The sequence below is a fragment of the Allobosea sp. Root483D1 genome (assembly GCF_001429505.1).
In the GTDB taxonomy this organism is placed as follows: Bacteria; Pseudomonadota; Alphaproteobacteria; order Rhizobiales; family Beijerinckiaceae; genus Allobosea.
In genome coordinates this window covers 162,176-187,243 of sequence record NZ_LMJW01000016.1, presented here as the reverse complement: position 1 = coordinate 187,243, position 25,068 = coordinate 162,176, and the positions used below count along the sequence as shown (strand labels likewise).

Sequence of the window (25,068 nt, the reverse complement as noted above, 5' to 3'; positions counted from 1 at the left end):
GGATCAGCCCTTCCCGCCGCCGGCCGGGCCGCGATAGAGCATGCCGCGCAGGCCGAGCACCGCGACGACGATGGCGAGCTGGACCATGCCCATGATCATCGCGACGGCCGAGGCCATCGAGTAGTCGTATTCCTCGAAGGCGGCCTGGTAGGCGGCGATCGAGATCACGCGCGTCGGGCCCGCTGGCGCCCCTAACAGCACCGCCGAGGGAAAGACCGAGAAGGCCTGGACGAAGCTGAGGCAGAAGGTGATGGCGAGGCCGGGCAGCAGCAGCGGCAGGAGGATGTGCTTGAAGCGCTCCCAGGGTCCGGCGCCGAGCGTTGCGCCGGCCTGCTCCAGCGCCGGATCGACGCCGGTGAGATAGGACAGCGTCAAGAGGAAGGTGAAGGGGAAGCCGGTGATGACCAGCGAGAGCATCACGCCCCAGTAATTATGCAGGAGCTTCACCGGGCTCGAGATCAGGCCGATCGCCATCAGCGTGCGGTTGAACCAGCCCTGCGGGCCGAGATAGTTCAAGAGCCCTTCGGCGACGAGCACGGTGCCGAGCGTGATCGGAATCACCAGGATGGTGGTGAGCAGGCGCTGGTTCTTCATCAGCCGGACGCGGAAGGCGATAGGGATCGCCAGCAGCAGAGTCAGGATGGTCACCGGCATGGCGAGCCAGAGCGTGGTCGCGATCGTGCCGTAGAGGAAGGAATCCGAGAAGAAGCGCTGGTAGTTCGCCAGCGCCCCGCCGGCCTTCGGATTGAAGGACAGGAAGAGCCCGTAAAAGAACGGGTAGATGAACAGCGCCAGCAGGAAGATCACCGCGGGCAAGACGAGCAGGGTCAGCCCGTCGAGCCCGCGCGCGGCGAGGCGCTGCTTGAGCGGAATCTCGACGGTGCCGGGCGCCGCGCCAGACAGGGTGCTCATGCGCCCTCTCCGAAGACGAGGACGCGATCAGGAGCGGCGGCGAGGCGGATCTCGGTGCCGGGCGCGATGCGGCTATCGGCCAGGAAGGTCAGCGGCGTGTCGTCCGCCATGCGGGCAAAGCCGACGAATTCGCGGCCGTGGAACTCGGTCGAGACGACCTTGGCCTTAAGCCCCGGAGCGCCGTCCGCCACAGGATGCAGGTCCTCGGGGCGGATCGAGATATGGGCGCCCTGCCCGGCCGCGACCTGCGACCTCGTGCGCCCGGTGACGCCGACCTCGCCGCAGGTGACCGTCGCCTGCCCGTCGGCAACCGAGGCGACGCGGCCGGCGACTTTGTTGCGGAAGCCCATGAATTCGGCGACGTCGAGATGGTCGGGCCGCGAGAACAGATCCTCGGGGCCGCCGACCTGGCGGATCTCGCCGTCGCGCATCACGACGATGCGGTCGGCGAGCGAGAGCGCCTCCTCCTGGTCGTGGGTGACGTAGATGGTGGTGGCGCCGAGCGTGTTGTGGATGCGCCTGATCTCGGCGCGCATCTCGAGGCGCAATTTGGCGTCGAGATTGGAGAGCGGCTCATCCATCAGCACCAGAGGCGGCTGCACCGCGATGGCGCGGGCGATGGCGACGCGCTGCTGCTGGCCGCCCGAGAGCTGGCCGGGCAGCTTCGCCTCCTGGCCCTGCAGGCGGACCAGCGCGACGGCTTCCGCAACGCGTCGCTCGCTTTCCGCCTTGGCCATGCCGCGCATCTTGAGGCCGAAGCCGATATTCTTGCGCACGGTCATATGCGGGAAGAGCGCATAGCTCTGGAAGACCATGCCGAAGCCGCGCTCCTCCGGGCGGAGCGGATCGATGCGCTTCTCGTCGAGCCAGATGCCGCCGCCGGTCGCCGGCAGGAGGCCGGCGATCAGGTTCAGCGTCGTCGACTTGCCGCAGCCGGACGGGCCGAGCAAGGCGATGAACTCGCCCTGCTTGATCGTCAGCGAGACGTCCTTGACGGCGTTGTGCGTGCCGAAATCGCGGCAGAGCCGGTCGAGCCTGAGTTCACGGAAATTCGCGGCATGTATCGACATGAAGGACCATCGAGTTCGAACGGATGGGCGGTCGGCCGCCGACAGGCGACAGCAAGGCGGCAGGCCGGTCAAGGACCGGCCTGCTTCGAGATTATACGGCAGGCTTACTTGCGCTTGGCGCCGCCGACCTGCTCGTCCCACATGCGGAAGGCGACGACCATCTTCTCGGGGTCGAGCGGGGTTTCCATGGGGTTGTCGGCGATCAGCTTGTCGTATTCCGGCCGGCCGTATTCCTCGATCGCCTTGCGGCTGGCGGCCGGCGCCATCGAGAGCGGCACATCCTTCACCGCCGGGCCCGGATAGAAGTAGCCCTCGTCATAGGTGTAGGCCTGCTGCTCGGGGGTCAGCATGTGGCGGATCAGGTCGAGCAGCACGGCGAGCTTCTCGTCGGAGACGCCCTTGGGGATCATCATGTACTGGGCGTCCGTGACCCAGTGGAAGCCCTTCAGCGCCTGGATCTTCGCCTCCTTCGGCACGACGCCGAGGACACGCGGGTTGATGTCCCAGCCCGTGGTGCTGACGATGATGTCGCGCGAGCCGTCGCCGAGCTCCTTCATCGTCGCGCCGGTGCCGCCGGGGTAGTATTCGATATTCTCGCCCAGGGCCTTGAGATAGGCCCAGGTCTTGTCCCAGCCCTTGGCCGGATCCTTGGGATCGCTATCGCCGAGGATATAGGGCAGCCCCATGATGAAGGTGCGGCCGGGGCCGGAATTGGCCGGGCGGGCATAGAGGAAGCGGTTCTTGTTCTGCTTCGTCCAGTCGAGCAGCTCCTGCGCCGTGGTCGGCGGGGTCTTGACCTTGTCGGGCATGTATTCGAGCAGCGGCCCGGACGGGTAATAGACCATCGCCATTCCCTGGCCGCGCCCGAGATTGTGCATGGCGAGCGCAGGCTTGAGGAAGACCTCGTCGGGCTTGGGCAGATCGGCTGCGAAGCGCGGCAGCAATTCGACCCAGAGCTTCTGGTCGATGCCGGCCGAGAGCACATCGAGGCCGCCGATGACAAAATCGATATCGACGCGGCCGGCGTCCTGCTGCGCCTTCAGCTTGGCCGGCAACTCAGGGGCGGGAGCCTTGGTGAAGGCCATCCGCGAGACGACCTTGGGGTTCGCCTTGGCGTAGTTCTCCAGCGGCGCCTGCACCAGAGCGAGCGCGCCGCCGACGTCGATGATGCTGAGCGTGACCGGCGAGGTCGGCAGCTTGAGCCCTTGCGCGAAGGCGCCGGGCGCGGCCGCAATACCGGCCATGCCAGCGACGCCGCCGAGGAATGTCCGACGATGGATAGTGTCCTGAGCCATGATCTCCCCTCCCGGCGGCTTTGCCGCCTGCTGTTTCCCCAGCCTGTGAAAAAGCTGCTCTTGCGGCACTTTTAGCACCGGCGCTTATTGAAACTACGGCTTTCGGAGTTGACGCCTCCGCTAGGGCCGGTATCCTAGTATACTAGTGAACAAGAGCTTGGCAATGGGCATCGCCGCGGCGAGACAAAGCACCGACCAGATCTACCGGGCGCTGCGCGGCGACGTGCTGAACGCGGTACTGCGTCCGGGCGAGGCGATCTCGGAAGCGCGCATGGCGCTGCAGTTCGGGGTCAGCCGCACGCCGGTCCGGGAATCGTTCAAGCGGCTGGTCGAGGACGGCTTCCTCGTCGTGGTGCCGCAGGTCGGCACCTTCATCGCGCCGATCGACCTCGCCGCGGTCTATGACAGCCAGTTCGTGCGCGAGACGCTGGAATGCCGCACGGTCGTTCTGGCGGCGCAGAACATCGACGACGCCGGTAAAACTGCCCTCGCCGCCCTCATCCAGCAGCAGGAACAGGCGCTCGCCGCGGGTGATCGCGCCGGTTTCTTCCGCGGCGACGAGGAATTCCATGCCGAGCTGGCGCGGCTTTCGGGCCATCCGTCGGTCTGGAACCTGATCGAGAGCGTCAAGGCCCAGCTCGACCGGGTACGCTGCCTGTCGCTCGATACTGGCGGCTGGTCGGAGATGATCCTGAGCGAGCACCGTGGGATCGCGGAAGCGGTCAGCGCCGGCGACGCGGCCAAGGCCGAGCGCACCATGCGGGCGCATCTGCGCACCGTCTTTGACGCCATCGAGACGATCGCGCGCGACCATGTCGACGCCTTTGCCGCGACTGGCGGCCTCAACAAACCTGCCTGACAAGGCCGCAACTGACGGCCCGCCTACGAGGAAACGCGACGATGGAACAGACCTGGCGCTGGTTCGGCCCGGACGATGTGGTGACGCTCGCCCAGGCCCGGCAGGCGGGCGCGCGCGGCATCGTCAACGCGCTCCATCAGATTCCCTATGGCGTGGTCTGGAGCGTCGAGGAGATCGAGACGCGCAAGGCGATCATCGAGGCCGACAAGAGCCTCGGCCTGCGCTGGTCGGTGGTCGAGAGCCTGCCGATCCACGAGGACGTCAAGATAGGCGAAGGCGACCTCGACACCATCTTCGCCAACTACCGCCAGTCACTGCGCAACCTCGCGGCCTGCGGCATCGAGGTGGTCTGCTACAACTTCATGCCGGTGCTGGATTGGACCCGCACCGACCTCGCCCAGCCCCTCCCCGGCGGCGGCACTGCGCTTCGCTTCAACCTGCATGAGTATGTCGTCGTCGACCATTTCATGCTGGAGCGGCCCGGCGCCGATGAGGGCCACCCGGCCGAGGTGATGGAGAAGGCCAAGGCCTGGTTCGAGCGCTCGTCGGAGGCGGATCGCGCCAGGCTGATGGCCAACATCATGGCCGGCCTGCCCGGCGCCTATGATCGCTATGACGTGGCGGGACTGAAGCGCATCCTCGCGCGCTATGCCGACATGAGCCATGACGGCCTGCGCGCCAATCTCAAGCGCTTCCTCGAGGCGGTGATCCCGACCGCCGAAGAGGTCGGCATCCGCATGTGCATCCATCCGGACGATCCGCCGCGATCGCTCTTCGGCCTGCCGCGCATCTGCTCGAACGAGGATGACATCGCCTTCATCCTCGGCGCGGTCGACAGCCCCGCGAACGGGCTCACCCTCTGCTCCGGCTCGCTCGGCGCCAATCCGAAGAACGACGTGCCGGCCATCGCGCGGCGCTTCGCCGACAAGATCTGGTTCGCGCATCTGCGCAATGTCGCCAAGGACCCCGACGGCTCGTTCATGGAAGCCGAGCACCTAGGCGGCGATACCGACATGGTCGCCCTCGTCGACGCGCTGATGGCCGAGCAGACCCGCCGCAAGGCCGCCGGCTTGAAGCACTGGCGCATCCCGATGCGGCCCGACCACGGCCATGAATTGCTCGACGACGCCAAGAAGGGCTCCTTCCCGGGCTATCCGGCGGTCGGCCGCCTGCGCGGGCTGGCGGAGCTGCGCGGGGTCATGACGGCGCTCGCGAGCGTCAAGGGGTATGCGAGCTGAGGGGAGCAGGACAGGGCTATCGCCCCAACACATACCCCGCCTCGGTCAGCGGCGCGTATTCATAGCGGCAGTTCCATTCGTAGAGGCCGCCCTCGCCGATGCTCAACCGGTTCATCAGCAGAGCCTCGCGCAGCGCCGCCCGGCCGGGGCGGCTGACGCGGATGACGTGAAACCAGAGGCGGTGATAGTTGACCTCGACCAGCTCGCGGATGAAGCGGTTGTGGGAGCTGCGCCCGAGATCCCGGCCATAGGTGCGGATGCGCTGGTAGAGCGTCACCGGCGCCTTGCCGATATATTTCGGATAGAAGGTCTCGCGCTGGATGTAGCCGATCTCGTAGACGCCCGGGACCAGCAGATAGGTCTCGTATTCCTTATAGTCCGAGAGCTTCATCGCGTCCGACCAGCGCGCCATCGATCTCTCCGTCTATCCGCAGGCTGAAACCCCACTATGACATGGCAAAGACGCCGGCCTCAGCCGGCGAGGAGCGCGACGCCTGCAAGCACGAGCCCGCCGCCAGCGATGCGGGCAATGAGCGGAGCGCGGGCGGCAATCGTCCCTGCCAGCACGATGCCGACGAGGTGGAGCGTCGCCGTCGCGAGGATGAAGCCCGCAGCATAGGCAAGCCCGCTGGCGTTCTCGGGCAGTTCGGCGCCATGGGCGAAGCCGTGGAAGATAGCGAGGATGCCGCAGGCGAGCGTGCCCGCGGCGAGCGGCGGCGAGGCCTTCAGCGCGACCGCGGCGCCCAGGATGATCACCGAGAAGGCGATCCCGATCTCGACGCCAGGCAGTTCGCCGCCGGACATGCCCCAGGCACCCGCCAGCGCCATCATGCCGACGAAGGCAGCGGGATAGGCGATCCGCGCCTTGCCGCCGACCAGCCCGGCCCAGAGGCCGACCGCCACCATGGCCAGTACATGATCGAGGCCGCTCAGTGGATGCATCAGGCCGTGGAGGAAGCCATCGACCGGCCCGGCGCCGGTATGGGCGAAGGCCGGGGCCGATACGAGGGTCAGCAGCATGGCAAGAGGTCCGGTTACGCGCGTCGTCATCATGAAGCCACCCTTAGCTCAGGACCGGCGCCTTCAGGCCGCCGGCGGTCTCGATGAAGTCGACGACCAGGTCGACGCCCTCCCCCGCCCGCGTATTGGTGAAGGCATAGGGGCGCTTGCCGCGCATGGTCTTCGAGTCCCGGTCCATCACAGCAAGATCCGCGCCGACATGCGGAGCGAGATCGGTCTTGTTGATCACGAGGAGGTCCGAGCGGGTGATGCCCGGCCCGCCCTTGCGCGGGATCTTCTCGCCGGCGGCGACGTCGATCACGTAGATCGTCAGGTCGGCGAGCTCGGGCGAGAAGGTCGCGGCGAGGTTGTCGCCGCCGGATTCGATCAGGATCAGGTCGAGCGTAGGGAATTTTCCGCGCATCTCCGCGACGGCGGCGAGGTTGATCGAGCAGTCCTCGCGGATCGCGGTATGCGGGCAGCCGCCGGTCTCGACGCCCATGATCCGCTCCTCCGGCAGCGCACCGGAGACGGTGAGGATGCGGGCATCCTCCTTGGTATAGATGTCGTTGGTGATGGCCGCGATCTCGTAACGGTCGCGCATGCGCTTGCAGAGCGCCTCCATCAGCGCGGTCTTGCCGGAGCCGACGGGGCCGCCAATGCCGACGCGCAAGGGGCCGTGGGGAGAGCGGGTCATCGATCAGGGTCCTTGCAGGAGCAGCGCCGCATAGCCCGCGGCGATCAGCAGGCAGAGCGGCGAGTAATAGCGGCGATCATAGCTGGCGAAAGGCTCGCGCGGGTGCAGCCGCCGCCAGGCCGGCAGGAAGCCGGCGATGCCGCGAAGCAAGAACACCGCCATGATCGCAAAGCCGCCGAGCCGGAGTAACGGTCGTAGAGAGGCCGTGCCGGGCACCTGCGTCAGAAGCAGCGGCCAGATCGCCGTGACGGCAATCGCCAGCGCCACCAGCAGGCACAGGCCGGGCGACGGCATGCGCTTCGCCCCCGCATTGCCGATCACGGTGGCAATCAGCTCCGGCTCGCTCGCTGCCGGCCATAGCCCGCCCCGACCCCAATAGGCGTGCAGGCCGGCAATGGCAGAGAGGAGCAGCGCCAACGCGACGGCGACGGCGACGGCGGCGGTCACGACCGGAACAGCCGCGAATATTGAGTCTCGTGCCGCAGCGAGGCGAGATCGGAGCGGAAGACGCAGCCGCCGAGATCGTCGAGTGCCATCGCCTCGGCCCGCACAGCTGCTTCGCGCAAGGCCGGCGCCAGCCGGGCGATGATCCTCTGGCCGTCGGTCTGGCCGATCATGCCGAGGCGGATGGCGGCTGAGACGAGGTTCGCGACGAAGGCGAGCGCGAAGGCTTCAAGCGACAACAGCAGCGGCAGGCCATGGCCGCTGGCTGCGACGCCGACTGCGACGGGATAGGAAACATCGCCCGGCCAGGCGGCGCGCAGTGCATCGATCGAGGCGCACGGCCAGGAGGTGCCGATCGCAGCGACGAAGGCGTTGCCCTGCGTCACCGTCTCGAGCCGGCGCTCGGCCGAATTCGCCAGAGCGAGCGCCAGTTCGGCAGCTTCTCGCAGCCCCTTGGCGTCACCCTCGTCGCTGGCACGCCAGCAAGCGGCGAAGAGGATGAGGTCGTTGCGCAGCGCGCCGTGCTCGATGAGGGCGTCGAGCCAGTCCGCGAGCCCTTCGGCGTCAGTGAGGTCGCCGACCTCGAAGGCCCATTCCAGCCCATGCGAATAGGCGAAGCCGCCGACCGGGAAGGCCGGCGAGAGCCAGATCATCAGGGGCAGAAGCGCTCCCTGCATGGCTCAGTGGTCGTGCTTGTGGCCCTTGTGGCCATGCTCATGGCCATGATGGCCATGGTCATGCTTGTGGCCGTGGTCGTCATGATGATGGTCATGGCCGCAGCCGCAGGACGCGCCATGGGCGTGCTCCGGCGTGTGATGATGCTCTTGGCCATGATCATGGCTGTGGCCGGCATGCGCGTCGGCATGAGAATGAGAGTGCGCATGGGAATGCCCATGGTCGTGGCCGTGCTCATGACCGTGATGATCGTGACCATGGTCGTGTCCGCAATCGGCGTGGTCATGGTCGTAGGCGCCGCGCTCAGGCTGGAATGGCCGCTCGACCTCGCTCATCGCGCAACCCTGGCCGCGGATCATCTCCGCCAGCACATGGTCGTGCTCGATATAGATCGCGTTCGCGGTGATCTCGGCCGGGGTGTGGCGGTTGCCGATATGCCAGGCGACACGCGACAGCCTCAGCGGGTTCTCGGCAGTGATCTCGATCAGCTTCTGTGCCGCCGCCTTGATCAGCACGAGCGAGCCGTCCTCGAGCTTGACCGCGTCGCCGTCGTTCAACGCGGTCGCCTTGTCGAGATCGAGCAGGATGTCGCGCCCGCCATCGCCCTTCAGCGCGACGCGGCGGCGGTTGCGGTCCTCATGGTCGAGGGTCAGCGTCTCGACGATGCGGTCCTGCTTGACCGCGGCCTTGCGGACGACGGAGGTGGCGCGCTGCATGGAAAAACCCGTGGCGTGATGGATCAGAGGCGATCGACCGATCGCGGTTCCACCACTTCGATCACCGGAGCGACGCTGACGCAAGTCCTGGCAATGGCAAGGAAGGCCTTGAGGTAAGCCTGCTGCATGTGCCGGTCGACGTCGGCGCGCTTCTCCCAGCTCTCGACGCTGATGAAATGGCCGGGGTCGGTGAGGTTTTCACAGATGTCGTAGCCGAGGCAGCCGTGCTCGCGACGCGTTGCCGCAATGCAGTCGCGCGCCGCCGCGATGAAGCGCTCGCGCTCCGCGGGAAGGACCCTGGCGCGGGCGATGACGAGAACGGGATCGGACATTATGAACAGAGCTCCACTGTTACGGACCAGTCCACTACGCGGCAGAGATACGCCTGGATGCAGCGCCCCATCGATTAGCCGCGTAAATAACTCTGGCTCGCCCGGCGCAGCCGCGGTTAGATCGCCGGCCAATAATCAGGGGAATCTCATGCTCAGAATTTCAGCACGCCGCGCTCGTAATTTCGGCAGCGCCCTGGCGGGCCTCTGCCTCGCGGCGACGCTTCCGCTGGCCGCCCAGGCCCAGACGACGCTGGAGCGGATCAAGCAGCGCGGCCAGTTGATCTGCGGCACCAGCCAGGGCGTCGCCGGCTTCTCGCTGCCCGATGCGCAGGGGCAATGGCGCGGCTTCGACACCGACCTTTGCCGGGCGCTGGCGGCGGCGATCTTCAACGACCAGGAGAAGGCAAAATACATTTCGCTGGCCTCGAAGGACCGGCTGACGGTGCTGCAGAGCAGCGAGATCGACGTGCTCTCGCGCACCACGACCTGGACGCTCGGTCGCGACGCCGGCTTCGGCCTCAACTTCACCGCGATCAACTACTTCGACGGCCAGGGCTTCCTCGTCCGCAAGAGCACGGGCGTGAAGGACATCAAGGCGCTGAACGGGGCCTCGATCTGCGTGGCGCAGGGCACGACGACCGAGCTCAACCTCGCCGACTATTTCCGCAATCACGGCATGAAATACGAGGTCATCGCCTATGCCGGCCTCGACGAGACGATCCAGGCCTATGAGGCCGGCCGCTGCGACGCCTACACCACCGACCTGTCGCAACTGGCGGCGAACCGGATGAAGCTCAAGGCCCCCGCCGAGCACGACCTGCTGCCCGAGATGATCTCGAAGGAGCCGCTCGGCCCCTGGGTCCGCCAGGGCGACGACGCCTGGTTCGATATCGTGCGCTGGACGGTCTACGCCATGCTGAACGCCGAGGAGTTCGGTATCACCCAGGCCAATGTCGAGGAGATGGTGAAGTCGCCCAATCCCGAGATCAAGCGCCTGCTCGGCAGCGAGGGCAAGTTCGGCGAGAGCCTCGGCCTGAGCAACGACTGGGTGGTGCGCATCGTCAAGGCGGTCGGCAATTACGGCGAGAGCTTCGACCGGCATCTCGGCGCCAAGTCGCCGCTCAACCTGCCGCGCGGCATGAACCGGCTGTGGACGCAGGGCGGCCTGCAATACGCCCCGCCGGTGCGGTAAGCGCTCTCTCAGACTGTGCAAAAGCGCCGTCATCCCGGACGGAGCGAAGCGCAGATCCGGGATCCATGCCGGAACTGTTCAGGCATGGATCCCGGGTCTCCCTACGGTCGCCCGGGATGACGATAGAAAAGCTGCTCCTAAGCCCACTCAGCGCGGCAGCGCCTTCACCTCGTCATCGAACTTCTTCAGGAGGCGCGAGCGCTCGGCCGGGCTGCCCCAGCGCGGGGTGTCGTAGTCGATCAGCTTGATCTCCTCGAATTTCGGCGCGTCGGGTGAGAGCTTGGAGTTCCTGTTCGAGGGGATCGAGTTGATCTTGAGCTTGGCGTTGATGTCCTGCGCCTCCGGAGAGAGCGTGAAATCGACGAATTTGCGCGCCGCTTCAGGATTCTTGCCACCCTTGATCACCGAGACCGAGCCGATCTCGTAGCCGGTGCCCTCGCAGGGGGCGACGATGCCGATCGGCGCGCCCTGCAGCTTCTGCGTCAGCATGTCGTGCATGAAGGCGATGCCGACCGCCGTCTCGCCGAGCGCCGTCGCCTTGACCGGGGCGATGCCGGACTTGGTGTACTGGCTGATGTTCTTGTGCAGGCTCTTGAGGAAGTCGAAGCCCTTCTCCTCGCCGAGACGCTGGACGGTCGTCGCCAGGAAGACATAGGCCGTCCCGGACGAGCTGGGATCGGCGATCTGGACCTCGTCCTTGAACTTCGGATCGAGCAGATCGGCCCAGCATTTCGGCTCGGCCAGCTTCTTGCCCTTCAGGGTCTCGAGGTTGTAGCCGATGCCGAGCACACCGAGATAAATGCCGGAGGTGCGGAACTTCGACTGCTCGGCATGGCGCCTCGCCCACTCGTGCAGCTCAGCCAGCTTCGGCGATTTGTACTCGTCGAGCAAGCCCTCGTCGGCCGCCTGCAGATGCGGCTCGCCCGGCCCGCCCCACCAGACGTCGCCGCGCGGATTGGTCGCCTCGGCCTTGACCTGGGCATAGACCTCGCCGGTGCTTTTGCGGACCATCTGGACCTTGATGCCGGTCGCCTTCTCGAAGATCGAGGCGCCTTCGCGGCACTGCTCTTCGAGGATCGAGCAATAGACGGTGACCTGCCCCTGCGCGGCCGCAGGCGACGCGAAGGCGGCGAAAGCTGTGCCTGCGAGCACGGCAGCATGGGAAAGACGGAACAAGGCAACCTCCCTTAGCGGCTGATTTGATTAGCCGCCTACAAGAAAGAGAGGTCCCGCAGGTGTCAACCGTGGAGGCTATCGCCGCCGCTCAGTGCCGGCGGGTCCGGTCAGGCAGCTTGTCGATCGCCTCGTCGGCGCCCTGATCCTTGCCGAGCACGCCTTCGCGCAGGACCTTCGTCGCCGCATCCTGCTTCTTTTCGGGAGATGTTCTCAGCGGCTTCGTCGCCCTGGTGGCTTCGAGACCGATCTCCTTCGGCTTCTTGCCGTCATTGCGGGCGCTGGCGGCAAAGGTCGCGAGCGCCTCGGGCTGCTGGCCCTTGGGGCCTGCGGTCTTGGGCTTGGCCATGGTTCCCTCCCTGATCTGCGATGGGAGGGAACGTCGAGGTGGCCGGCGATGTTCCCGGTCTCCACGCCGCTTAGAACAGGAAGTAGCGCTGCGGGCCCTACTCGGCACCCGCATTCGGCGCCTGCCACTCGGAGAGCCTTACCGTCCCGGACATATCGGGCCGAGCCTTCCCTGGCAGGATCGCGATGTATTCCAACGAATGGCCGTCGGGATCGTCGAAGTAGACGCTCGCCGCAGGCATCCAGGGGAAAACCACCGGCTCGTCGATTTCGGGGCCGCCGCCACTATTGCGAGGTACGATGCCTTTGGCGCGAAGCGCCAGGATCGACTGCTTCACCTCATCCAGACCCGTGTGGAAGGCGATGTGAAGTCTCAGGCGTAGTGGAGAACTCTGAAGCGACCAGAGTCCAAGCATCGATCTGTCACGTCCGCCAACCCAGAAGAAAGCAACGTTTCGCGCCGGAATCGTATGGGCCAGTTCGAGGCCGACGACATCCCGGTAAAACGCGATCGACCGCGAAAGGTCCGACACCGTGAGATGGCTCTCATACAGGCCCTTGATCGGTATCATGGTGATCCACCGAGAAGTGCGCCGGCAACGGCATGATCTCGAATTCGCCGACTGCAAAGAACTGCAATAGCGATAGCTCGGAGCACTCAGAACAGGAAATAGCGCTGCGCCAGCGGCAATTCCTTCGCGGGCTCGCAGACCAGCAATTCGCCATCGGCCACCACCGCATAGGTCTCCGGATCGATCTGGATGTCCGGCGTCGCGTCGTTGTGGATCATGCTCTTCTTCGAGATGCCGCCACGGGTGTTCTCGACGGCGACCATCTCCTTGTCGGTGCCGAGCCGGCCCTTGAGCCCGTTCGCCATTGCCGCCTGCGAGACGAAGACCAGCGAGGTCGACGTCACCGCCTTGCCGAAGGCGCCGAACATCGGCCGGTAATGCACCGGCTGTGGCGTCGGGATCGAGGCGTTTGGATCGCCCATCGGGGCGGCAGCGATCGAGCCCCCCTTGACGACGAGATCGGGCTTGGCGCCGAAAAAGGCCGGCGACCAGACGACGAGGTCGGCGAGCTTTCCGACCTCGACCGAGCCGATATGCCGGGAGATGCCGTGCGCGATCGCCGGGTTGATCGTGTATTTCGCGACGTAGCGCTTGGCGCGGAAATTGTCGGCGCCAGTGCCGGCATCCTGCGGCAGGGGCCCGCGCTGGACCTTCATTTTGTGGGCTGTCTGCCAGGTGCGGGTGATGACCTCGCCGATCCGGCCCATGGCCTGGCTGTCGGAGGACATCATCGAGAGCGCGCCGAGATCGTGCAGGATGTCCTCGGCGGCGATCGTCTCCTTGCGGATGCGGCTTTCGGCGAAGGCGAGATCTTCCGGGATCGACGGCGACAAATGATGGCAGACCATCAGCATGTCCAGATGCTCGTCGAGCGTGTTGACCGTGAACGGCCGTGTCGGATTGGTCGAGGACGGCAGCACGTTCGGCAGCCCGGCGATCTTCATGATATCCGGCGCATGGCCGCCGCCCGCCCCTTCCGTGTGGAAGGCGTGGATGGTGCGGCCCTTGAAGGCCGCGACCGTGTCCTCGACGAAACCGGACTCGTTCAGCGTGTCCGTGTGGATCATCACCTGGATGTCGTATTCGTCGGCGACCGAGAGGCAGTTGTCGATCGCGGCCGGGGTCGTGCCCCAATCCTCGTGCAGCTTGAGCGCACAGGCGCCGGCCTCGATCATCTCGATCAGCGCGCCGGGCAGCGCGGCATTGCCCTTGCCGGCGAAGGCGAGGTTCATCGGGAAGGCTTCGGCGGCCTTGATCATCTGGCCGAGATGCCAGGGGCCGGGCGTGCAGGTCGTCGCCAGCGTGCCATGGGCCGGGCCGGTGCCGCCACCGAGCATGGTGGTCAGCCCGCTCATCAGCGCATCCTCGATCTGCTGCGGACAGATGAAATGGATATGGCTGTCAAAGCCGCCGGCGGTGACGATCTTGCCCTCGCCGGCGATGACCTCGGTGCCTGGGCCGACAATGATCGTCTCATCGGGCGCGAAATTGCCGAAGCCGGCCTGGATGTCGGGGTTGCCGGCCTTGCCGATGGCGCAGATGCGCCCGGCCCTGATGCCGATATCTGCTTTGACGATGCCCCAATGGTCAAGGATCAGCGCATTGGTGATGACGGTGTCGACGGCGCCGTCGGCATTGCGGACCTGGCTCTGGCCCATGCCGTCGCGGATGACCTTCCCGCCGCCGAACTTCACCTCCTCGCCATAGGTGGTGAAATCCTTCTCGACCCTGATGACGAGCTCAGTGTCGCCGAGGCGGACCGTGTCGCCGGTGGTCGGGCCGAACATCGCGGCATAGGCATTGCGCGGAAAGGCGAAGGGCATCGAGGCGTTCCCGTTTTAGGTCGTCTTCAAAGCAAGCTTCAGGCCAGGGAGTCGGGCTCGGGCGCCTCCGCCGGAACCACAACCACCTTCCTCTTCGCCACCGGCTTCTTGCGCCGCTTCGGCTTGCGGCGGGGCAATTGCGCCTCCTGCAGCATTTCGAGCTGAACCTGCTGGATCTCGGCGAGGCGCTGCCATTGCCGGGTGATCAGATGGTCGATCTTCTCGTGCAGGTGCCGGACCTCGAGTTCGGCTTTCAGATTGACCTGGTAGTCGTTGAACGAGCGCAGGCGGTCCTTCGCCTCCTGCCGCTTCTGGCTCATCATGATGATCGGCGCCTGGATCGCGGCGATGCAGGACAGGACGAGATTGAGCAGGATGAACGGATAAGGGTCGAAAGCACCCGTCCCAGCGACGACGTTGATGATCATCCAGACTGCCAGCACGACGCCGAAGCTGATCAGGAAAGCCCATGAGCCGCCGAAGCTGGCGAGCCCGTCCGAGAGGCGCTGGCCGAGGGTGCGATGCTCCTCGAAATCGTCCTCGACATTCTCGGCGATGGTGTCCTGCCGAGCGATGCTCTCGGCGACCTCGCGATCGAGGTCAGTGTACTCGCCGTGCTCCTCGCGCAGGATCTCCTCGACATAGCGGGTGCGATAGCGCGCCAGCTCCTTGAGGCTGATCAGGCTGTGATCGTCGAGATCAGGGAAGTCGCGCCGGATATGCTCGACCAGCGAGGGCCGTAGCGTTCCGAGCGCAATCAGGCTCTTGCGACTGAGCTCGGCGCCGCTGATGGCGCAGACGCCTCGCTTGGCCTTGCCGCCTTCGAGCATGGGGAGTTCAGCGTCTTCTTGCATGAGGGCTTAGCCTGAGGAGTGTTCGAGCATGGCATCGGCGTCCGGCTGACGGAAGCAGGGCGACACCACGTTCACAACGCTGAAGCCAAATCTCGTCGCAAATGCGGTCTTGGGCGTCGCCTCACAGCTTGCCCATGACCTCCTGGCGGAAGCCGTAGACCTCGCGCTTGCCGGCGAGCGCGACCAGCCTGACCTCGCGGGTCTGGCCGGGCTCGAAGCGCACGGCGGTGCCGGCGGGAATGTCGAGCCTGAAGCCACGTGCCCTCTCGCGCTCGAAGGCAAGCGCCGGGTTGGCCTCGAAGAAATGGTAATGCGAGCCGACCTGGATCGGGCGGTCGCCGGTGTTGGCGACGGTGAGCGTCAGGCTCTCGCGCCCTTCGTTGAGGATGAGATCGCCCGGCAGCGTCGTCACCTGGCCCGGCCTCAGCCGTCCGGCCGAGCCGCGGATCGGCTCGTGGACCGTGACGAGCTTGGTGCCGTCCGGGAAGGTCGCCTCGACCTGGACGTCGTGCAGCATCTCGGCGATGCCGTCCATGACCTGGTCGGCCGAGAGGACGTGGGCGCCGGCCTCCATCAACTCGGCGACCGACCTGCCGTCGCGCGCACCCTCGACCACGAAGTCGGTGATCAACGCGACGGCTTCGGGATGGTTGAGCTTGACGCCGCGCTCGAGCCTTCGCCTCGCCACCATGGCCGCCATGGCGATGATGAGCTTGTCCTTCTCGCGCGGCGTCAGATTCATGCCTTGACCTTCTCGTCCTCAGCGACATCGTCTTCCGCGACTTCGGCGTCCTCGTCTTCTTCCTCGTCCGCCTCGCCGTCGGTCTCGTCCTCATCCTCGTCTTCGTCGTCGAGGGTGGCGTATTCGTAGGCGAAGACGATCTCGCCCGTCGCCGGGTCGAAGCTGCTCGCGGTCGACTCGTCGAAAGCCTCGATCAGCATCTCGGCATCCTCGGGGCCATCGACATCGAAGCGGCGCACGGCTTCCTCGCCCTCGCCCTTCAGCGCGAGCTCGATCGCCCAGCCGCGGGAGCCGGTATCATAGACGCATTTCAGTCCCTGGATCGCCAGCATGACGCTCTCCTCAGATTGACCAGGTGCGCGGCAGCGCACGGCCGATCAGATGCCCGAGCAGCATGACGAGGGCGCGACGCAGCGCCTGCGCGTCGGCGGAGAGGAGGCGGATCAGAAGGAAACCGTCGAGGACGCCGGCGCCAGCCTCGACCTCGGCGAAGACGGTGTCGTCAGCGAGCAAGGCGCGGATTTCGGCGAGCTTTTCCAGTTGGCCCGGACCTGTGGCGAAGACGGTTGCGGCAGCGCGCGCGCCCTGCCCGACCGCCTTGCGACCCAAGGTCGCGTCGATGGCGCCGTCGAGCAGCAAATCCTCGGCGAAGATCAGTTTCCCGTCACGACGGATGCGCCAGCGATCGCGCAAGTGGCCGCGCGACAGGCTCTCGCCCATGGCGGCGCGGCCGAAATAGAGCGTCTCGGCGGCGATGAAGCTCGCATCGGCGGCAAGGTCGACATCGAGGCTGCGCGACAGGCGCGAACCGGAGAACAGGATCGTCTCCTGTGGAAGCCAGGCAAGTTCGGCGCCGGCGGCAACCTCGATGTGCGTCTCGACGCGGGTGTCGCTGCCCTGGCTGCGATAGATCTTCTCGGCTGCCTGCGTCGTGACGGTGGCCTGTGCACCAGCATCGAGGGCGATCCGCGTGACAGCGCGGTCCCCGCCAGCCATGCCGCCGGCGGTGTTGATCAGTACCGCCTCGCAACGCTCGTCATAGGCTGTCGGGAAACGGGCGCGATAGCCGCCGCTCTCGGCAACGTCCAGCCGCATGGTGCGCGTACCAACCTTGCCGAAGCGCAGGCGCACGCCACCATCGGCGCGGACATAGTCCGGCAACAGCGGTTCGGGTGATTGCGGCAGCGCGGGCGCGAACATGAAAGGCGTCGGTCGGCGGAAGATGAGCGCAGTGTTCCGCGATGCCTTTTGCCGGGCAAGTGGCGACGACGCCGGTGCTGCCCAAATATCGGGCATCGGCGCTCTGCGCGAACGCCATTCAACAGGAGACCCTCATCCTGAGGAGGGTAGCCCCTCAGGGATGCGCGGCGAGGAAGCGCTCGACCTCGTCACGTGTCGGCGTGCCGGCGCGGCCGCCGAAGCGAGTGCATTTGATCGCGGCCACGGCCGAGGCGAAGCGTACCGCGGCGCGCTCGCCCTGCCCTTCGGCCAACGCCAGCGCGAAGGCGCCGTGCCAGACATCGCCGGCGCCGAGCGTGTCGACCGCCTCGATCGGGAAGGCCGGCAGATGGGCGATGCCGCCATTCTCCATGAAGAGTACGCCGCGCGGTCCGAGCGTCACTGCCAGCCAGTTCTGCGCATCGCGCGCCAGCGCTTCCAGCGCCGCTTTCGGCTCCTGCCCGCCGGAGATCTCGCTCAGCGCCTTCTCACTGAAGGCGACATGGCTGGCTGTGGTGACCATCTCCGGATGCGTCGGCTGGCGGTCGCCGTCGATCACGCCGGGCGTGCCGGCCTTGCGGGCAAGCTGCAGCGCCGCGAGCGAGCCCTCGCCCCAGCGCGTGTCGACCAGCACGCCATCGCAGCCGGCCGGCAACGCCTCGGGCAGCCAATCGGTCGTCAGCGGCGTCTTCGGGTCGGTATAGGAGACGACCATGCGCTCGCCCTGGGCGTCGATCAGGATCGAGGAGACCGGCGAGCGCAGGCCGGGAAAGCGCGGCGAGAGCGAGGTGTCGACGCCATCCTGCTGCAGCTGGCCGACGATGGTGTCGCCGACCGCATCGTCGCCAAGGCGCGTCGCCAGCCAGGCCTTGCCGCCGAGCCGGCCGATCGCAGCCGAACCGCTGCCGGCGCAGCCGCCGCCGGTGACGACGAGATCGCGGGCCCGGTCCTTCTCGCCGGGATTGGGCACGCGCTCGACGCTGTAGACATAATCCAGCGTCGCGATACCCAAACAGAAGACACCGGCCATACGACTCACGCTCCGAACCTGAATTCGCTGATCTGGCGGTAGACTTCGCCAGGGCGCAGCACCGTCGTCGGGAAATGCGGGAGGTTGGGCGAGTCCGGCACGTGTTGCGGCTCCAGCGCGATGCCGGCACAGGCGCCATAGCGGGCGCCGTCGAGGCCGGCGACCGGGGTATCCAGCTTGAAGCCGTCATAGACCTGCAGCGCCGGCTCGGTGGTCCAGACCTCCATGGCAAGGCCTGAACGGCGCGAACGCAAGGTCGCGGCATGGGCAAGCTCGAGGCCCGTCGCCGCCGCCGGCTCACGGCGGTCGCGGCGGAGCAGATAATTCTGATCGTACCAGAAGCGCGAGCCGTCCGGATTGTCGAAGCGGACCGGCCGGGGTTTGCGGAAGTCGAATGGCGTCTCCGTGACCGATGAGACCGAGCCGTCCGGGATCAGATCGGCATCGACCGGCGTGATCAAGTTGGCTCGGACTTCGAGTTCGTGATCGAGGATGTCCGGAGCGTCGTCGAGGCGGAAATAGGAGTGATGCGCCAGGTTGATGATCGTCGGGGCGTCGGTGGTGGCGGTGAGCTCGATCCGCAGGGTCGTGGCCTCGGCGAGGCTGTAGCGGCAGATGACATCGAGCGTGCCGGGATAGCCGGCATCGCCATGGGCTGAGACCAGCGCCAATGTCGCGCTCGCCTCGTCATGATCCACCAGCGTCCAGGGCCGCTTGCCAAAACCCTGCCCACCGCCATGCAGCGAGTTCCGGCCATGCTCATTCAGCGGTGCGCTGTATTCGATGCCATCGAGCACGAAGCGGCCGCCGCCGATGCGGTTGGCGAAGCGGCCGGCGATCGCGCCCATATGCGGGGAGTGCTTCGGATAATCAGCGAAATCGGGGAAGCCGAGCACGACGCGCTGGCGCCGGCCGTTCGGGAGCGGCACGACAAGGTCGCGCAGGACCGCGCCCCACTCCATCACCCGCGCCTCGGCGCCGGCGGGAGAGCGGAGCACCGCCTCGTGGATCGGCGTGCCGTCGTCGAGATGGCCGAAGAGGGGTTTTGTCAATGTTCGAAAGCTCCGCTGGGACTATCAGGCTCCGAAGCGGATGCCGTCTATGTCGGTGTGGACGAAGTCATTGCCCTTGTAAGCGAGTTTGAGGCCGGAGGTTTGTGCCGCAGCGTAGGCGAAGCAATCGCCCATGTTGAGGCGGGCGGCGTGGCCGGTCATGTGGTGATAACGGGCCGCACAGTTATGGGCCTCGAGCGACATCGCCGCCTCAATAGGCAAAAGCTCGATTCCTGAAAGTTCGGCAAACTCCATGACGCGCCGATGCGCGGCATCGATAGGCACTCGGAGCAATCTGGCGACACGACACGACGCCTCGAAAACGGCGATTGCCGATGTCGCAAGCCTTTCCTGTTCTACCATCGCAGCCCTGATCGCAGCGGCCTCCGGCTCATCCGTCATGGCTGCGACGATGGCTGAGGCGTCGAGGAACATCAGGCGTCGCCGTACTCGCGGTCCCAGAATTCCTTGTGCGTCATCCCGTCGTCGACCACCGGATGCTGGGCCAGATAAGCGTGCGCACGCCTAAACGCCTCCTCGATCCGCTCCCGTCGCTCCTCGCGCCGCTTCAGTTCGTTCTCGACGGCGATGCCGATCGCGCCTTGCAGCGTCGTTCCCGAAATCTTCGCGAGCTCACGCACCTGCCGGTCGATCTTTTCGTCACGCACCAGAATGCCCATGCGAGCCTCCCTGATATCAGCTCATGATATCAGGGAGCATATCAGCTCGCAACGACAGCGCTCACCACGCGCCGGTGTTCGGCATGCTCAGCCACGGCTCGGCCGGCGCCTTCGGCTCGCCCTTCTGCAGGATCTCGATCGAGATGTTGTCGGGCGAGCGGACGAAGGCCATGTTGCCGTCGCGCGGCGGCCGGTTGATGGTGACGCCGGCCTTCATCAGCTTGTCGCAGGTCGCATAGATGTCGTCGACCTCATAGGCGAGATGGCCGAAATTGCGCCCGCCGGTATAGACCTCCGGATCCCAGTTGAAGGTCAGCTCCAGCGTCGGACGGCCGCGGCTGCCCTGTTCCTTGACCGTCGCGGCATCGTCAGGGGCGGCGAGGAAGACGAGCGTGAAGCGACCTTTCTCGCTTTCCATGCGGCGGGTTTCGACCAGGCCGAACTTGTTCACATAGAAATCGAGGGCAGCATCGAGGTCGGTGACGCGAACCATGGTGTGGAGATAGCGCACTGTTTGTCTCCCGGGGTTGATCTGGCTGATGGATCGGGCCAAACCGGCGCCAATCCAAGAGGGTTCGCGCGGAGCTGTCATGAGCGGAACGCAAGGTCTCACGCCGAACCCGACGGGCACGGTGTCGCCCGCCGAGGTGGCGCGGGTCAAGCAGAAGGCGGCGACGCTCTCGGTCGTCGCCAGCATCGTGCTGACGCTCGCCAAGTTCGCGGCGGCGATCGTCTCGGGCTCGCTTGCCCTGATGACCGACGCGCTGCAGGGGCTGATCGACATCGGCTCGACGATGTTCACCTGGTTCGCGATACGCGCTGCCGACAAGCCGGCCGATGAGGAACACCATTACGGCCATGGCAAGTTCGAGGCGCTGGCGGCGCTGCTCGAGACTGCGATCCTGTTCGGGCTTTCGGGCGCGATCCTGTGGGAAGCCGGCAATCGCCTGTGGAGCGGAAGCGAACCCAATGTCGCAGTGACGCCGCTGGTCATCGGCGTGCTGCTGTTCTCGCTGATGGTCGACGCGACGCGCTGGCGCACACTGACGATGGTCGCCAAGGAGACCCGCAGCGAAGCCCTCTCCGCCGAGGCGCTGCATTTCGCCACCGACTTCGTCGGGACGGCGCTGGTGCTGCTCGGCCTGATCCTGACCCGAATGGGTGTGCCGATGGCCGATAGCGCGACGGCGCTGGCGCTCGCCGTGTTCATGATCGCCACCGCCTTCAAGCTCGGTCGGCGAACCCTCGACACGCTGATCGACGCGGCCCCCAAGGGGGTCGCCGACCGGTTGCGCGAGGCGGCGCAGGGCGTTGCCGGCGTCGTCAATGTCGAATGGCTGCGACTGCGGCCAGCCGGCGGTGTCGTGCAGGGCGAGATCGGCATCCAGGTGTCGCGGACCCTGCCGCTCGACCGCGTCAGCGCGATCAAGGACGACCTCTTGCGGGCACTGGCCGTCGTCGAGCCGGATTCGGCGCTGACCGTCACCGCCAACCCGGTCCAGGTCGACGACGAGACGGCGCTGGAGCGGGTCCTGCTGATCGCGCTGAAGATGAAGGTGCCGGTGCACCATGTCAGCGTTCACACCATCGGCGGGCGGCTCGCCGTCTCGCTCGACATGGAAGTCGACGCGGTGCTCCCGCTCGGCGAGGCCCACGAGATCGCCACGCGGCTGGAGAATGCGATCCGGGCCGAGTTCGGCGGCGAGACCGAGGTCGATACCCATATCGAGCCGATGGAGACCGGCCAGCCTTCCGGCCACAACGCGCCCTGGGAGGTGGTCGAGTCGATCGGCAAGGCGATCGCCCAGGAGGCGGCCCGCATGGCCGAGACCGGCGGCCCGGTCCGCGACATCCACAGCGTCCGCGTGCGTGAGACCCGCAACGGCCTCGTGGTCAACTATCACTGCCGGGCCGATGCGGCGCTCGACGTCGCAGCCGTGCATCGCGCTGTCGACAAGATCGAGCGCAAGGTTCGCGAGGCCCGGCCGGATGTCTGCCGCCTGGTCAGCCATGCCGAGCCGGCGGTCACGACCGACAAGCCCTACGCCCTGCCCTGACGGCTTTCGTCGTCGTCCTCGGCTTCATAGATAAGAGCGACTGAAGGAAGCGAGCCTGCCATGCGCGCCGAAGACGCCCCGCTGATCCGTCTCGAGGATTACCGCCCCTCCGACTGGCTGATCGACACCGTCGATCTCGACATCGTCCTCGATCCGACGCGGACCAGGGTGCGCTCGCTGCTGCAGCTGCGGCCGAACCCGGCCGGCCATGCCGGCGCGCGGCTCGTGCTCGACGGCGACGAGCTGACGCCGGATTCCGTCCTGCTCGACGAGGTCCCGCTCGATCCGGCCGCCTATGCCCTGTCGCCGCAGGGGCTGACGATCCACGCCCCGCCGGCGCGAGCCTTCTCGCTCAGGATCGAGACGACGCTCGACCCCAGCGCCAATACCAAGCTGATGGGGCTCTATCGCTCCAGCGGCGTCTACTGCACGCAATGCGAGGCCGACGGCTTCCGCCGCATCACCTATTTCCTCGATCGGCCGGACGTGATGAGCGTCTACACGGTGAGGCTGGAGGCCGAGAAGACGCAGGCGCCGGTGCTGCTCTCCAACGGCAATCTCGTTGCGGCCGCTGAGTTGCCCGGCGGTGAGCGCCATTTTTCTGTCTGGCACGACCCGCATCCGAAGCCGGCCTATCTGTTCGCGCTGGTCGGCGGCAGGCTCGACCATGTCCGGCAGGATTACGTCACGGCGGATGGCCGCAAGGTCGAGCTTGCGGTCTATGTCGAGCCGGGCAAGGCCGGCCGAGCCGGCTGGGCGCTGGACTCGCTGGCACGCTGCATGCGCTGGGACGAGCGCGTCTTCGGCCGCAACTATGATCTCGACGTGTTCAATGTCGTCGCCGTGTCGGATTTCAACATGGGGGCGATGGAGAACAAGGGCCTCAACATCTTCAACGACAAATACGTCCTGGCCGATCCGCTGACGGCGAGCGATGGCGACTATGCCTCGATCGAGGCGATCATTGCGCATGAGTACTTCCACAACTGGACCGGCAACCGCATCACCTGCCGTGACTGGTTCCAGCTCTGCCTGAAGGAAGGACTCACCGTCTTCCGCGACCAGGAATTCTCCTCCGACGAGCGCTCGCGCCCGGTGAAGCGCATCGCCGATGTGCGCACGCTGCGCTCGACCCAGTTCTCGGAGGATGCCGGCCCCCTCGCCCATCCGGTCAGGCCGCGCGCCTACAAGGAGATCAACAACTTCTACACGCCGACGGTCTACGAGAAGGGCGCGGAGCTGATCCGCATGCTCAAGGTGCTGATCGGCGAGGACGCCTTCGCGCGCGGCATGGACCTCTATTTCGAGCGCTGCGACGGCACGGCCGCGACGATCGAGGAGTTCCTCGACTGCTTCGTCGAGGCCTCCGGCCAGGACCTCGCCCATTTCGCCGGGTGGTACGAGCAGGCGGGGACGCCGACCGTGGTCGCCTCCGGCAAATACGATGCGAAGGCGAAGAGCTACACGCTACAGCTCGCGCAATCGACGCCGCCGACGCCTGGCCAACCCGAGAAGAAGCCAGTGGTCATTCCCGTCGCACTCGGCCTCGTCGGCAAGGGCGGCGACCTGCCGCTCACCAGCATCTCGCCGGCGTTGAAAGCCGGCGGCGTCATCGTACTCGACCAGCCTTCGCTGTCCGTGACCTTCACCGACCTGCCGGAAGCGCCGACGCCGTCGCTGCTGCGCGGTTTTTCGGCACCGGTCCGGCTTGAGCTCGACCTCGGCGACCGCGAGTTGCTGACGCTGTTCACCGCCGACAGCGATTCCTTCAATCGCTGGCAGGCGCTGCAGACCGTGGCAACCCGGGCGCTGGTCCGTGCCGGCAAGGGCGATCAGTCCACGCTGGATGCGACGGCGGCGGCGCTCGCGGAGGCGCTCTCAGGCTTCCTCGCTGGTCCGGCGCTCGCCGACCCCGCCTTCGCCGCGCAGGTGCTGCGCCTGCCGGCACCGGCCGACATCGCCCGCGAGATCGCCCGTGACGTCGATCCGGACGTCATCCACGGCACCCATCGCCGGCTCTCGGCCGCGATCGGCGCGGCGCTCACCGGCCAGCTCACCGCCTTGCGCGACAACCTCGCCGAACGCGGCCCCTATTCGCCCGCCTCAGCGCCGGCCGGGCGGCGTGCATTGCGCAACGAGGCCCTCGGCCTGATCGCGCTGGGAGCTCCAGCCGACGGCGCAAAGCTGGCTCTGGCCCAGTTCGCCGAGGCGGACAATGTGACCGACCGGCTCGCGGCGCTGGCCGCGATGACACTGATCCCTGGAACCGGGCGCGAGGACCTGATCGCGCGCTTCGGCGAGCTCTATGCCCGCGAGCCGCTTGTGCTCGACAAATGGCTGATGGCGCAGGCGCTGATCGCGGAGGACGGCACGCTCTCCCGGGTCAAGGCGCTGATGAACCACCCCGCCTTCTCGCTCGGCAATCCGAACCGGGTGCGCGGCCTGATCGGCGGCTTCGCGGCGAACCTGACCCAGTTCAACCGGGCCGATGGCGAAGGCTACGGCTTCGTCGCCGACATCGTCATCGCGCTCGACCGGACCAACCCGCAGGTCGCCTCGCGCCTGCTCGGCTCGTTCAAGAGCTGGCGCATGCTGGAGGCGGGCCGCCGGACCAAGGCGGAGGCGGCGCTGCGCATGGTCGGGGCGACGCCGAACCTGTCGCGAGACGTGGCCGATATCGCGGCCCGCTCGCTAGCCTGAGCCTGTACCCGCCGAAGAGCCCCCTCCCTCTCTTCCCCACGATGGGGCGGGGTTGGGAGGGTCCGATATCCGGGTCGATGGAACGGCCGACAGGGCCCTGCCACCCCGCCAAGAATCGGCCGTTAACCGCCTGCTCAGCCAAAGGCTAACGAAGTCCTGCGCGCGCAGGATTCAACCAATTCATCACTACAACCATCGCGCGCAAAGCCACGGAAATAACGAAGTTTCCGCTAGACAAAGCGAGTCCCGCGGATTCAACTGACGGTGATTCGGGGATGCGGCACGTCTCTCGATCTTACTGACGGTACATCGCTTCCGAAGGGGGACGGGCATGACGCGTGCAGACGCGGCTTGCGCACACGTGCGCGCAAATTCGGTGCTGGGCGTAGC

Annotated in this window: 28 protein-coding genes; 5 read left to right on the top strand and 23 right to left on the bottom strand. The window is 66.5% G+C overall.

Features of this window, described 5'->3' with window-relative positions:
• Window positions 1-3: 3 nt before the first annotated feature.
• The 3 genes from ASE66_RS13705 to ASE66_RS13695 form a co-directional block, all read right to left on the bottom strand.
• Complete coding sequence (locus tag ASE66_RS13705; protein ID WP_057190181.1) at window positions 4-912, bottom strand: ABC transporter permease; 909 nt, start codon at window positions 910-912, stop codon at window positions 4-6.
• Entirely contained in the window at window positions 909-1,982 is a 1,074-nt protein-coding gene (locus tag ASE66_RS13700) for an ABC transporter ATP-binding protein (RefSeq protein ID WP_057190180.1), read from the bottom strand. The genes ASE66_RS13705 and ASE66_RS13700 overlap by 4 nt, the downstream gene beginning before the upstream one ends.
• Before the next feature lie 104 nt (window positions 1,983-2,086).
• Window positions 2,087-3,277 (bottom strand): extracellular solute-binding protein, encoded by a 1,191-nt coding sequence (locus ASE66_RS13695; protein ID WP_057190179.1) that lies wholly within the window; start codon window positions 3,275-3,277, stop codon window positions 2,087-2,089.
• 163 nt (window positions 3,278-3,440) lie between these two features.
• On the opposite strand from ASE66_RS13695, the gene ASE66_RS13690 reads away from it, so the two are divergent.
• Both ASE66_RS13690 and uxuA read left to right on the top strand, forming a co-directional pair.
• On the top strand, window positions 3,441-4,136 hold the full coding sequence (locus ASE66_RS13690; protein WP_057190178.1) for a GntR family transcriptional regulator: 696 nt from the start codon (window positions 3,441-3,443) through the stop codon (window positions 4,134-4,136).
• Window positions 4,137-4,177: 41 nt separating this feature from the next.
• A complete protein-coding gene (uxuA, locus tag ASE66_RS13685; RefSeq protein WP_057190177.1) occupies window positions 4,178-5,374 on the top strand; it encodes a mannonate dehydratase in 1,197 nt (398 codons plus the stop codon).
• A gap of 16 nt (window positions 5,375-5,390) precedes the next feature.
• Here the strand turns inward: uxuA and ASE66_RS13680 are convergent, their stop codons facing one another.
• Genes ASE66_RS13680 through ASE66_RS13650 form a run of 7 tightly spaced genes read right to left on the bottom strand, consistent with a single transcriptional unit; the run spans window position 5,391 to window position 9,237 of the window.
• Complete coding sequence (locus ASE66_RS13680) at window positions 5,391-5,786, bottom strand: hypothetical protein (RefSeq protein WP_057190176.1); 396 nt, start codon at window positions 5,784-5,786, stop codon at window positions 5,391-5,393.
• 59 nt (window positions 5,787-5,845) lie between these two features.
• On the bottom strand, window positions 5,846-6,394 hold the full coding sequence (locus tag ASE66_RS13675) for a HupE/UreJ family protein (RefSeq protein WP_244494911.1): 549 nt from the start codon (window positions 6,392-6,394) through the stop codon (window positions 5,846-5,848).
• Between the two features lie 43 nt (window positions 6,395-6,437).
• Window positions 6,438-7,070: an urease accessory protein UreG gene (gene ureG / locus ASE66_RS13670; RefSeq protein WP_057190174.1), complete on the bottom strand. Its 633-nt coding sequence runs from the start codon at window positions 7,068-7,070 to the stop codon at window positions 6,438-6,440.
• A 3-nt stretch (window positions 7,071-7,073) separates the two neighbouring features.
• Window positions 7,074-7,517 carry a DUF3995 domain-containing protein gene (locus ASE66_RS13665; RefSeq protein ID WP_057190173.1) on the bottom strand — a complete coding sequence of 148 codons (444 nt, stop codon included), beginning with the start codon at window positions 7,515-7,517 and terminating at the stop codon, window positions 7,074-7,076.
• Window positions 7,514-8,191 carry an urease accessory protein UreF gene (locus tag ASE66_RS13660; RefSeq protein ID WP_057190172.1) on the bottom strand — a complete coding sequence of 226 codons (678 nt, stop codon included), beginning with the start codon at window positions 8,189-8,191 and terminating at the stop codon, window positions 7,514-7,516. Before ASE66_RS13660 ends, ASE66_RS13665 begins: the two co-directional genes overlap by 4 nt.
• 3 nt (window positions 8,192-8,194) lie before the next feature.
• Window positions 8,195-8,905 (bottom strand): urease accessory protein UreE, encoded by a 711-nt coding sequence (locus ASE66_RS13655; RefSeq protein WP_057190171.1) that lies wholly within the window; start codon window positions 8,903-8,905, stop codon window positions 8,195-8,197.
• A gap of 23 nt (window positions 8,906-8,928) precedes the next feature.
• The gene (locus ASE66_RS13650; protein ID WP_057190170.1) at window positions 8,929-9,237 is read right to left on the bottom strand and encodes a putative quinol monooxygenase; all 309 of its coding nucleotides are present in this window, start codon (window positions 9,235-9,237) and stop codon (window positions 8,929-8,931) included.
• Window positions 9,238-9,385: 148 nt separating this feature from the next.
• On the opposite strand from ASE66_RS13650, the gene ASE66_RS13645 reads away from it, so the two are divergent.
• Window positions 9,386-10,429, top strand: coding sequence for an amino acid ABC transporter substrate-binding protein (locus ASE66_RS13645; RefSeq protein WP_057190169.1), 1,044 nt, complete (start codon window positions 9,386-9,388; stop codon window positions 10,427-10,429).
• A 147-nt stretch (window positions 10,430-10,576) separates the two neighbouring features.
• Here ASE66_RS13645 and ASE66_RS13640 read toward each other — a convergent pair whose 3' ends face one another.
• From ASE66_RS13640 to ASE66_RS13580, 13 genes are all read right to left on the bottom strand, one after another.
• Entirely contained in the window at window positions 10,577-11,605 is a 1,029-nt protein-coding gene (locus ASE66_RS13640) for an ABC transporter substrate-binding protein (RefSeq protein WP_057190168.1), read from the bottom strand.
• 88 nt (window positions 11,606-11,693) lie between these two features.
• Window positions 11,694-11,951: a hypothetical protein gene (locus ASE66_RS13635; protein WP_057190167.1), complete on the bottom strand. Its 258-nt coding sequence runs from the start codon at window positions 11,949-11,951 to the stop codon at window positions 11,694-11,696.
• A 97-nt stretch (window positions 11,952-12,048) separates the two neighbouring features.
• Window positions 12,049-12,522 carry a VOC family protein gene (locus ASE66_RS13630; RefSeq protein ID WP_057190166.1) on the bottom strand — a complete coding sequence of 158 codons (474 nt, stop codon included), beginning with the start codon at window positions 12,520-12,522 and terminating at the stop codon, window positions 12,049-12,051.
• Window positions 12,523-12,608: 86 nt separating this feature from the next.
• A complete protein-coding gene (gene ureC / locus ASE66_RS13625; RefSeq protein ID WP_057190165.1) occupies window positions 12,609-14,345 on the bottom strand; it encodes an urease subunit alpha in 1,737 nt (578 codons plus the stop codon).
• Between the two features lie 38 nt (window positions 14,346-14,383).
• On the bottom strand, window positions 14,384-15,199 hold the full coding sequence (locus ASE66_RS13620) for a DUF1003 domain-containing protein (protein ID WP_082613421.1): 816 nt from the start codon (window positions 15,197-15,199) through the stop codon (window positions 14,384-14,386).
• Between the two features lie 121 nt (window positions 15,200-15,320).
• Window positions 15,321-15,941 (bottom strand): urease subunit gamma, encoded by a 621-nt coding sequence (locus ASE66_RS13615; protein WP_082613420.1) that lies wholly within the window; start codon window positions 15,939-15,941, stop codon window positions 15,321-15,323.
• Entirely contained in the window at window positions 15,938-16,273 is a 336-nt protein-coding gene (locus ASE66_RS13610; RefSeq protein ID WP_057190164.1) for a hypothetical protein, read from the bottom strand. The genes ASE66_RS13615 and ASE66_RS13610 overlap by 4 nt, the downstream gene beginning before the upstream one ends.
• A 10-nt stretch (window positions 16,274-16,283) precedes the next feature.
• On the bottom strand, window positions 16,284-17,141 hold the full coding sequence (locus tag ASE66_RS13605; protein WP_057190163.1) for an urease accessory protein UreD: 858 nt from the start codon (window positions 17,139-17,141) through the stop codon (window positions 16,284-16,286).
• 154 nt (window positions 17,142-17,295) lie between these two features.
• Entirely contained in the window at window positions 17,296-18,189 is an 894-nt protein-coding gene (locus ASE66_RS13600) for a PfkB family carbohydrate kinase (RefSeq protein WP_057190162.1), read from the bottom strand.
• 5 nt (window positions 18,190-18,194) lie between these two features.
• Window positions 18,195-19,241 (bottom strand): aldose epimerase family protein, encoded by a 1,047-nt coding sequence (locus ASE66_RS13595; protein WP_057190161.1) that lies wholly within the window; start codon window positions 19,239-19,241, stop codon window positions 18,195-18,197.
• Between the two features lie 24 nt (window positions 19,242-19,265).
• On the bottom strand, window positions 19,266-19,676 hold the full coding sequence (locus ASE66_RS13590; RefSeq protein WP_057190160.1) for a type II toxin-antitoxin system VapC family toxin: 411 nt from the start codon (window positions 19,674-19,676) through the stop codon (window positions 19,266-19,268).
• Window positions 19,676-19,921, bottom strand: coding sequence for a type II toxin-antitoxin system VapB family antitoxin (locus ASE66_RS13585; protein WP_057190159.1), 246 nt, complete (start codon window positions 19,919-19,921; stop codon window positions 19,676-19,678). The genes ASE66_RS13590 and ASE66_RS13585 overlap by 1 nt, the downstream gene beginning before the upstream one ends.
• A 61-nt stretch (window positions 19,922-19,982) precedes the next feature.
• Complete coding sequence (locus tag ASE66_RS13580; protein ID WP_057190158.1) at window positions 19,983-20,432, bottom strand: VOC family protein; 450 nt, start codon at window positions 20,430-20,432, stop codon at window positions 19,983-19,985.
• Window positions 20,433-20,511: 79 nt separating this feature from the next.
• Here ASE66_RS13580 and ASE66_RS13575 point away from each other — a divergent pair, with 79 nt between their 5' ends.
• Complete coding sequence (locus ASE66_RS13575; RefSeq protein ID WP_082613419.1) at window positions 20,512-21,978, top strand: cation diffusion facilitator family transporter; 1,467 nt, start codon at window positions 20,512-20,514, stop codon at window positions 21,976-21,978.
• 60 nt (window positions 21,979-22,038) lie between these two features.
• Window positions 22,039-24,678, top strand: a complete 2,640-nt coding sequence (gene pepN, locus ASE66_RS13570; RefSeq protein WP_057190157.1) for an aminopeptidase N — start codon at window positions 22,039-22,041, stop codon at window positions 24,676-24,678.
• The last annotated feature ends 390 nt before the right edge of the window (window positions 24,679-25,068 follow it).

Excerpts from the sequence above, each read along its gene's own strand:
- ASE66_RS13620 (WP_082613421.1), bottom strand. The coding sequence starts at position 15,199 with ATGCAAGAAGACGCTGAACTCCCCATGCTCGAAGGCGGCAAGGCCAAG.
- ASE66_RS13645 (WP_057190169.1), top strand. The coding sequence starts at position 9,386 with ATGCTCAGAATTTCAGCACGCCGCGCTCGTAATTTCGGCAGCGCCCTG.
- ASE66_RS13605 (WP_057190163.1), bottom strand. The coding sequence starts at position 17,141 with ATGTTCGCGCCCGCGCTGCCGCAATCACCCGAACCGCTGTTGCCGGAC.
- uxuA (WP_057190177.1), top strand. The coding sequence starts at position 4,178 with ATGGAACAGACCTGGCGCTGGTTCGGCCCGGACGATGTGGTGACGCTC.
- ASE66_RS13615 (WP_082613420.1), bottom strand. The coding sequence starts at position 15,941 with ATGAATCTGACGCCGCGCGAGAAGGACAAGCTCATCATCGCCATGGCG.
- ASE66_RS13635 (WP_057190167.1), bottom strand. The coding sequence starts at position 11,951 with ATGGCCAAGCCCAAGACCGCAGGCCCCAAGGGCCAGCAGCCCGAGGCG.
- ASE66_RS13610 (WP_057190164.1), bottom strand. The coding sequence starts at position 16,273 with ATGCTGGCGATCCAGGGACTGAAATGCGTCTATGATACCGGCTCCCGC.
- ASE66_RS13660 (WP_057190172.1), bottom strand. The coding sequence starts at position 8,191 with ATGCAGGGAGCGCTTCTGCCCCTGATGATCTGGCTCTCGCCGGCCTTC.
- ASE66_RS13590 (WP_057190160.1), bottom strand. The coding sequence starts at position 19,676 with ATGTTCCTCGACGCCTCAGCCATCGTCGCAGCCATGACGGATGAGCCG.
- ASE66_RS13575 (WP_082613419.1), top strand. The coding sequence starts at position 20,512 with ATGAGCGGAACGCAAGGTCTCACGCCGAACCCGACGGGCACGGTGTCG.
- pepN (WP_057190157.1), top strand. The coding sequence starts at position 22,039 with ATGCGCGCCGAAGACGCCCCGCTGATCCGTCTCGAGGATTACCGCCCC.
- ASE66_RS13695 (WP_057190179.1), bottom strand. The coding sequence starts at position 3,277 with ATGGCTCAGGACACTATCCATCGTCGGACATTCCTCGGCGGCGTCGCT.
- ASE66_RS13690 (WP_057190178.1), top strand. The coding sequence starts at position 3,441 with ATGGGCATCGCCGCGGCGAGACAAAGCACCGACCAGATCTACCGGGCG.
- ASE66_RS13680 (WP_057190176.1), bottom strand. The coding sequence starts at position 5,786 with ATGGCGCGCTGGTCGGACGCGATGAAGCTCTCGGACTATAAGGAATAC.
- ASE66_RS13655 (WP_057190171.1), bottom strand. The coding sequence starts at position 8,905 with ATGCAGCGCGCCACCTCCGTCGTCCGCAAGGCCGCGGTCAAGCAGGAC.
- ureG (WP_057190174.1), bottom strand. The coding sequence starts at position 7,070 with ATGACCCGCTCTCCCCACGGCCCCTTGCGCGTCGGCATTGGCGGCCCC.
- ASE66_RS13585 (WP_057190159.1), bottom strand. The coding sequence starts at position 19,921 with ATGGGCATTCTGGTGCGTGACGAAAAGATCGACCGGCAGGTGCGTGAG.
- ASE66_RS13600 (WP_057190162.1), bottom strand. The coding sequence starts at position 18,189 with ATGGCCGGTGTCTTCTGTTTGGGTATCGCGACGCTGGATTATGTCTAC.
- ASE66_RS13650 (WP_057190170.1), bottom strand. The coding sequence starts at position 9,237 with ATGTCCGATCCCGTTCTCGTCATCGCCCGCGCCAGGGTCCTTCCCGCG.
- ASE66_RS13700 (WP_057190180.1), bottom strand. The coding sequence starts at position 1,982 with ATGTCGATACATGCCGCGAATTTCCGTGAACTCAGGCTCGACCGGCTC.
- ASE66_RS13705 (WP_057190181.1), bottom strand. The coding sequence starts at position 912 with ATGAGCACCCTGTCTGGCGCGGCGCCCGGCACCGTCGAGATTCCGCTC.
- ASE66_RS13630 (WP_057190166.1), bottom strand. The coding sequence starts at position 12,522 with ATGATACCGATCAAGGGCCTGTATGAGAGCCATCTCACGGTGTCGGAC.
- ureC (WP_057190165.1), bottom strand. The coding sequence starts at position 14,345 with ATGCCCTTCGCCTTTCCGCGCAATGCCTATGCCGCGATGTTCGGCCCG.
- ASE66_RS13675 (WP_244494911.1), bottom strand. The coding sequence starts at position 6,394 with ATGCTGCTGACCCTCGTATCGGCCCCGGCCTTCGCCCATACCGGCGCC.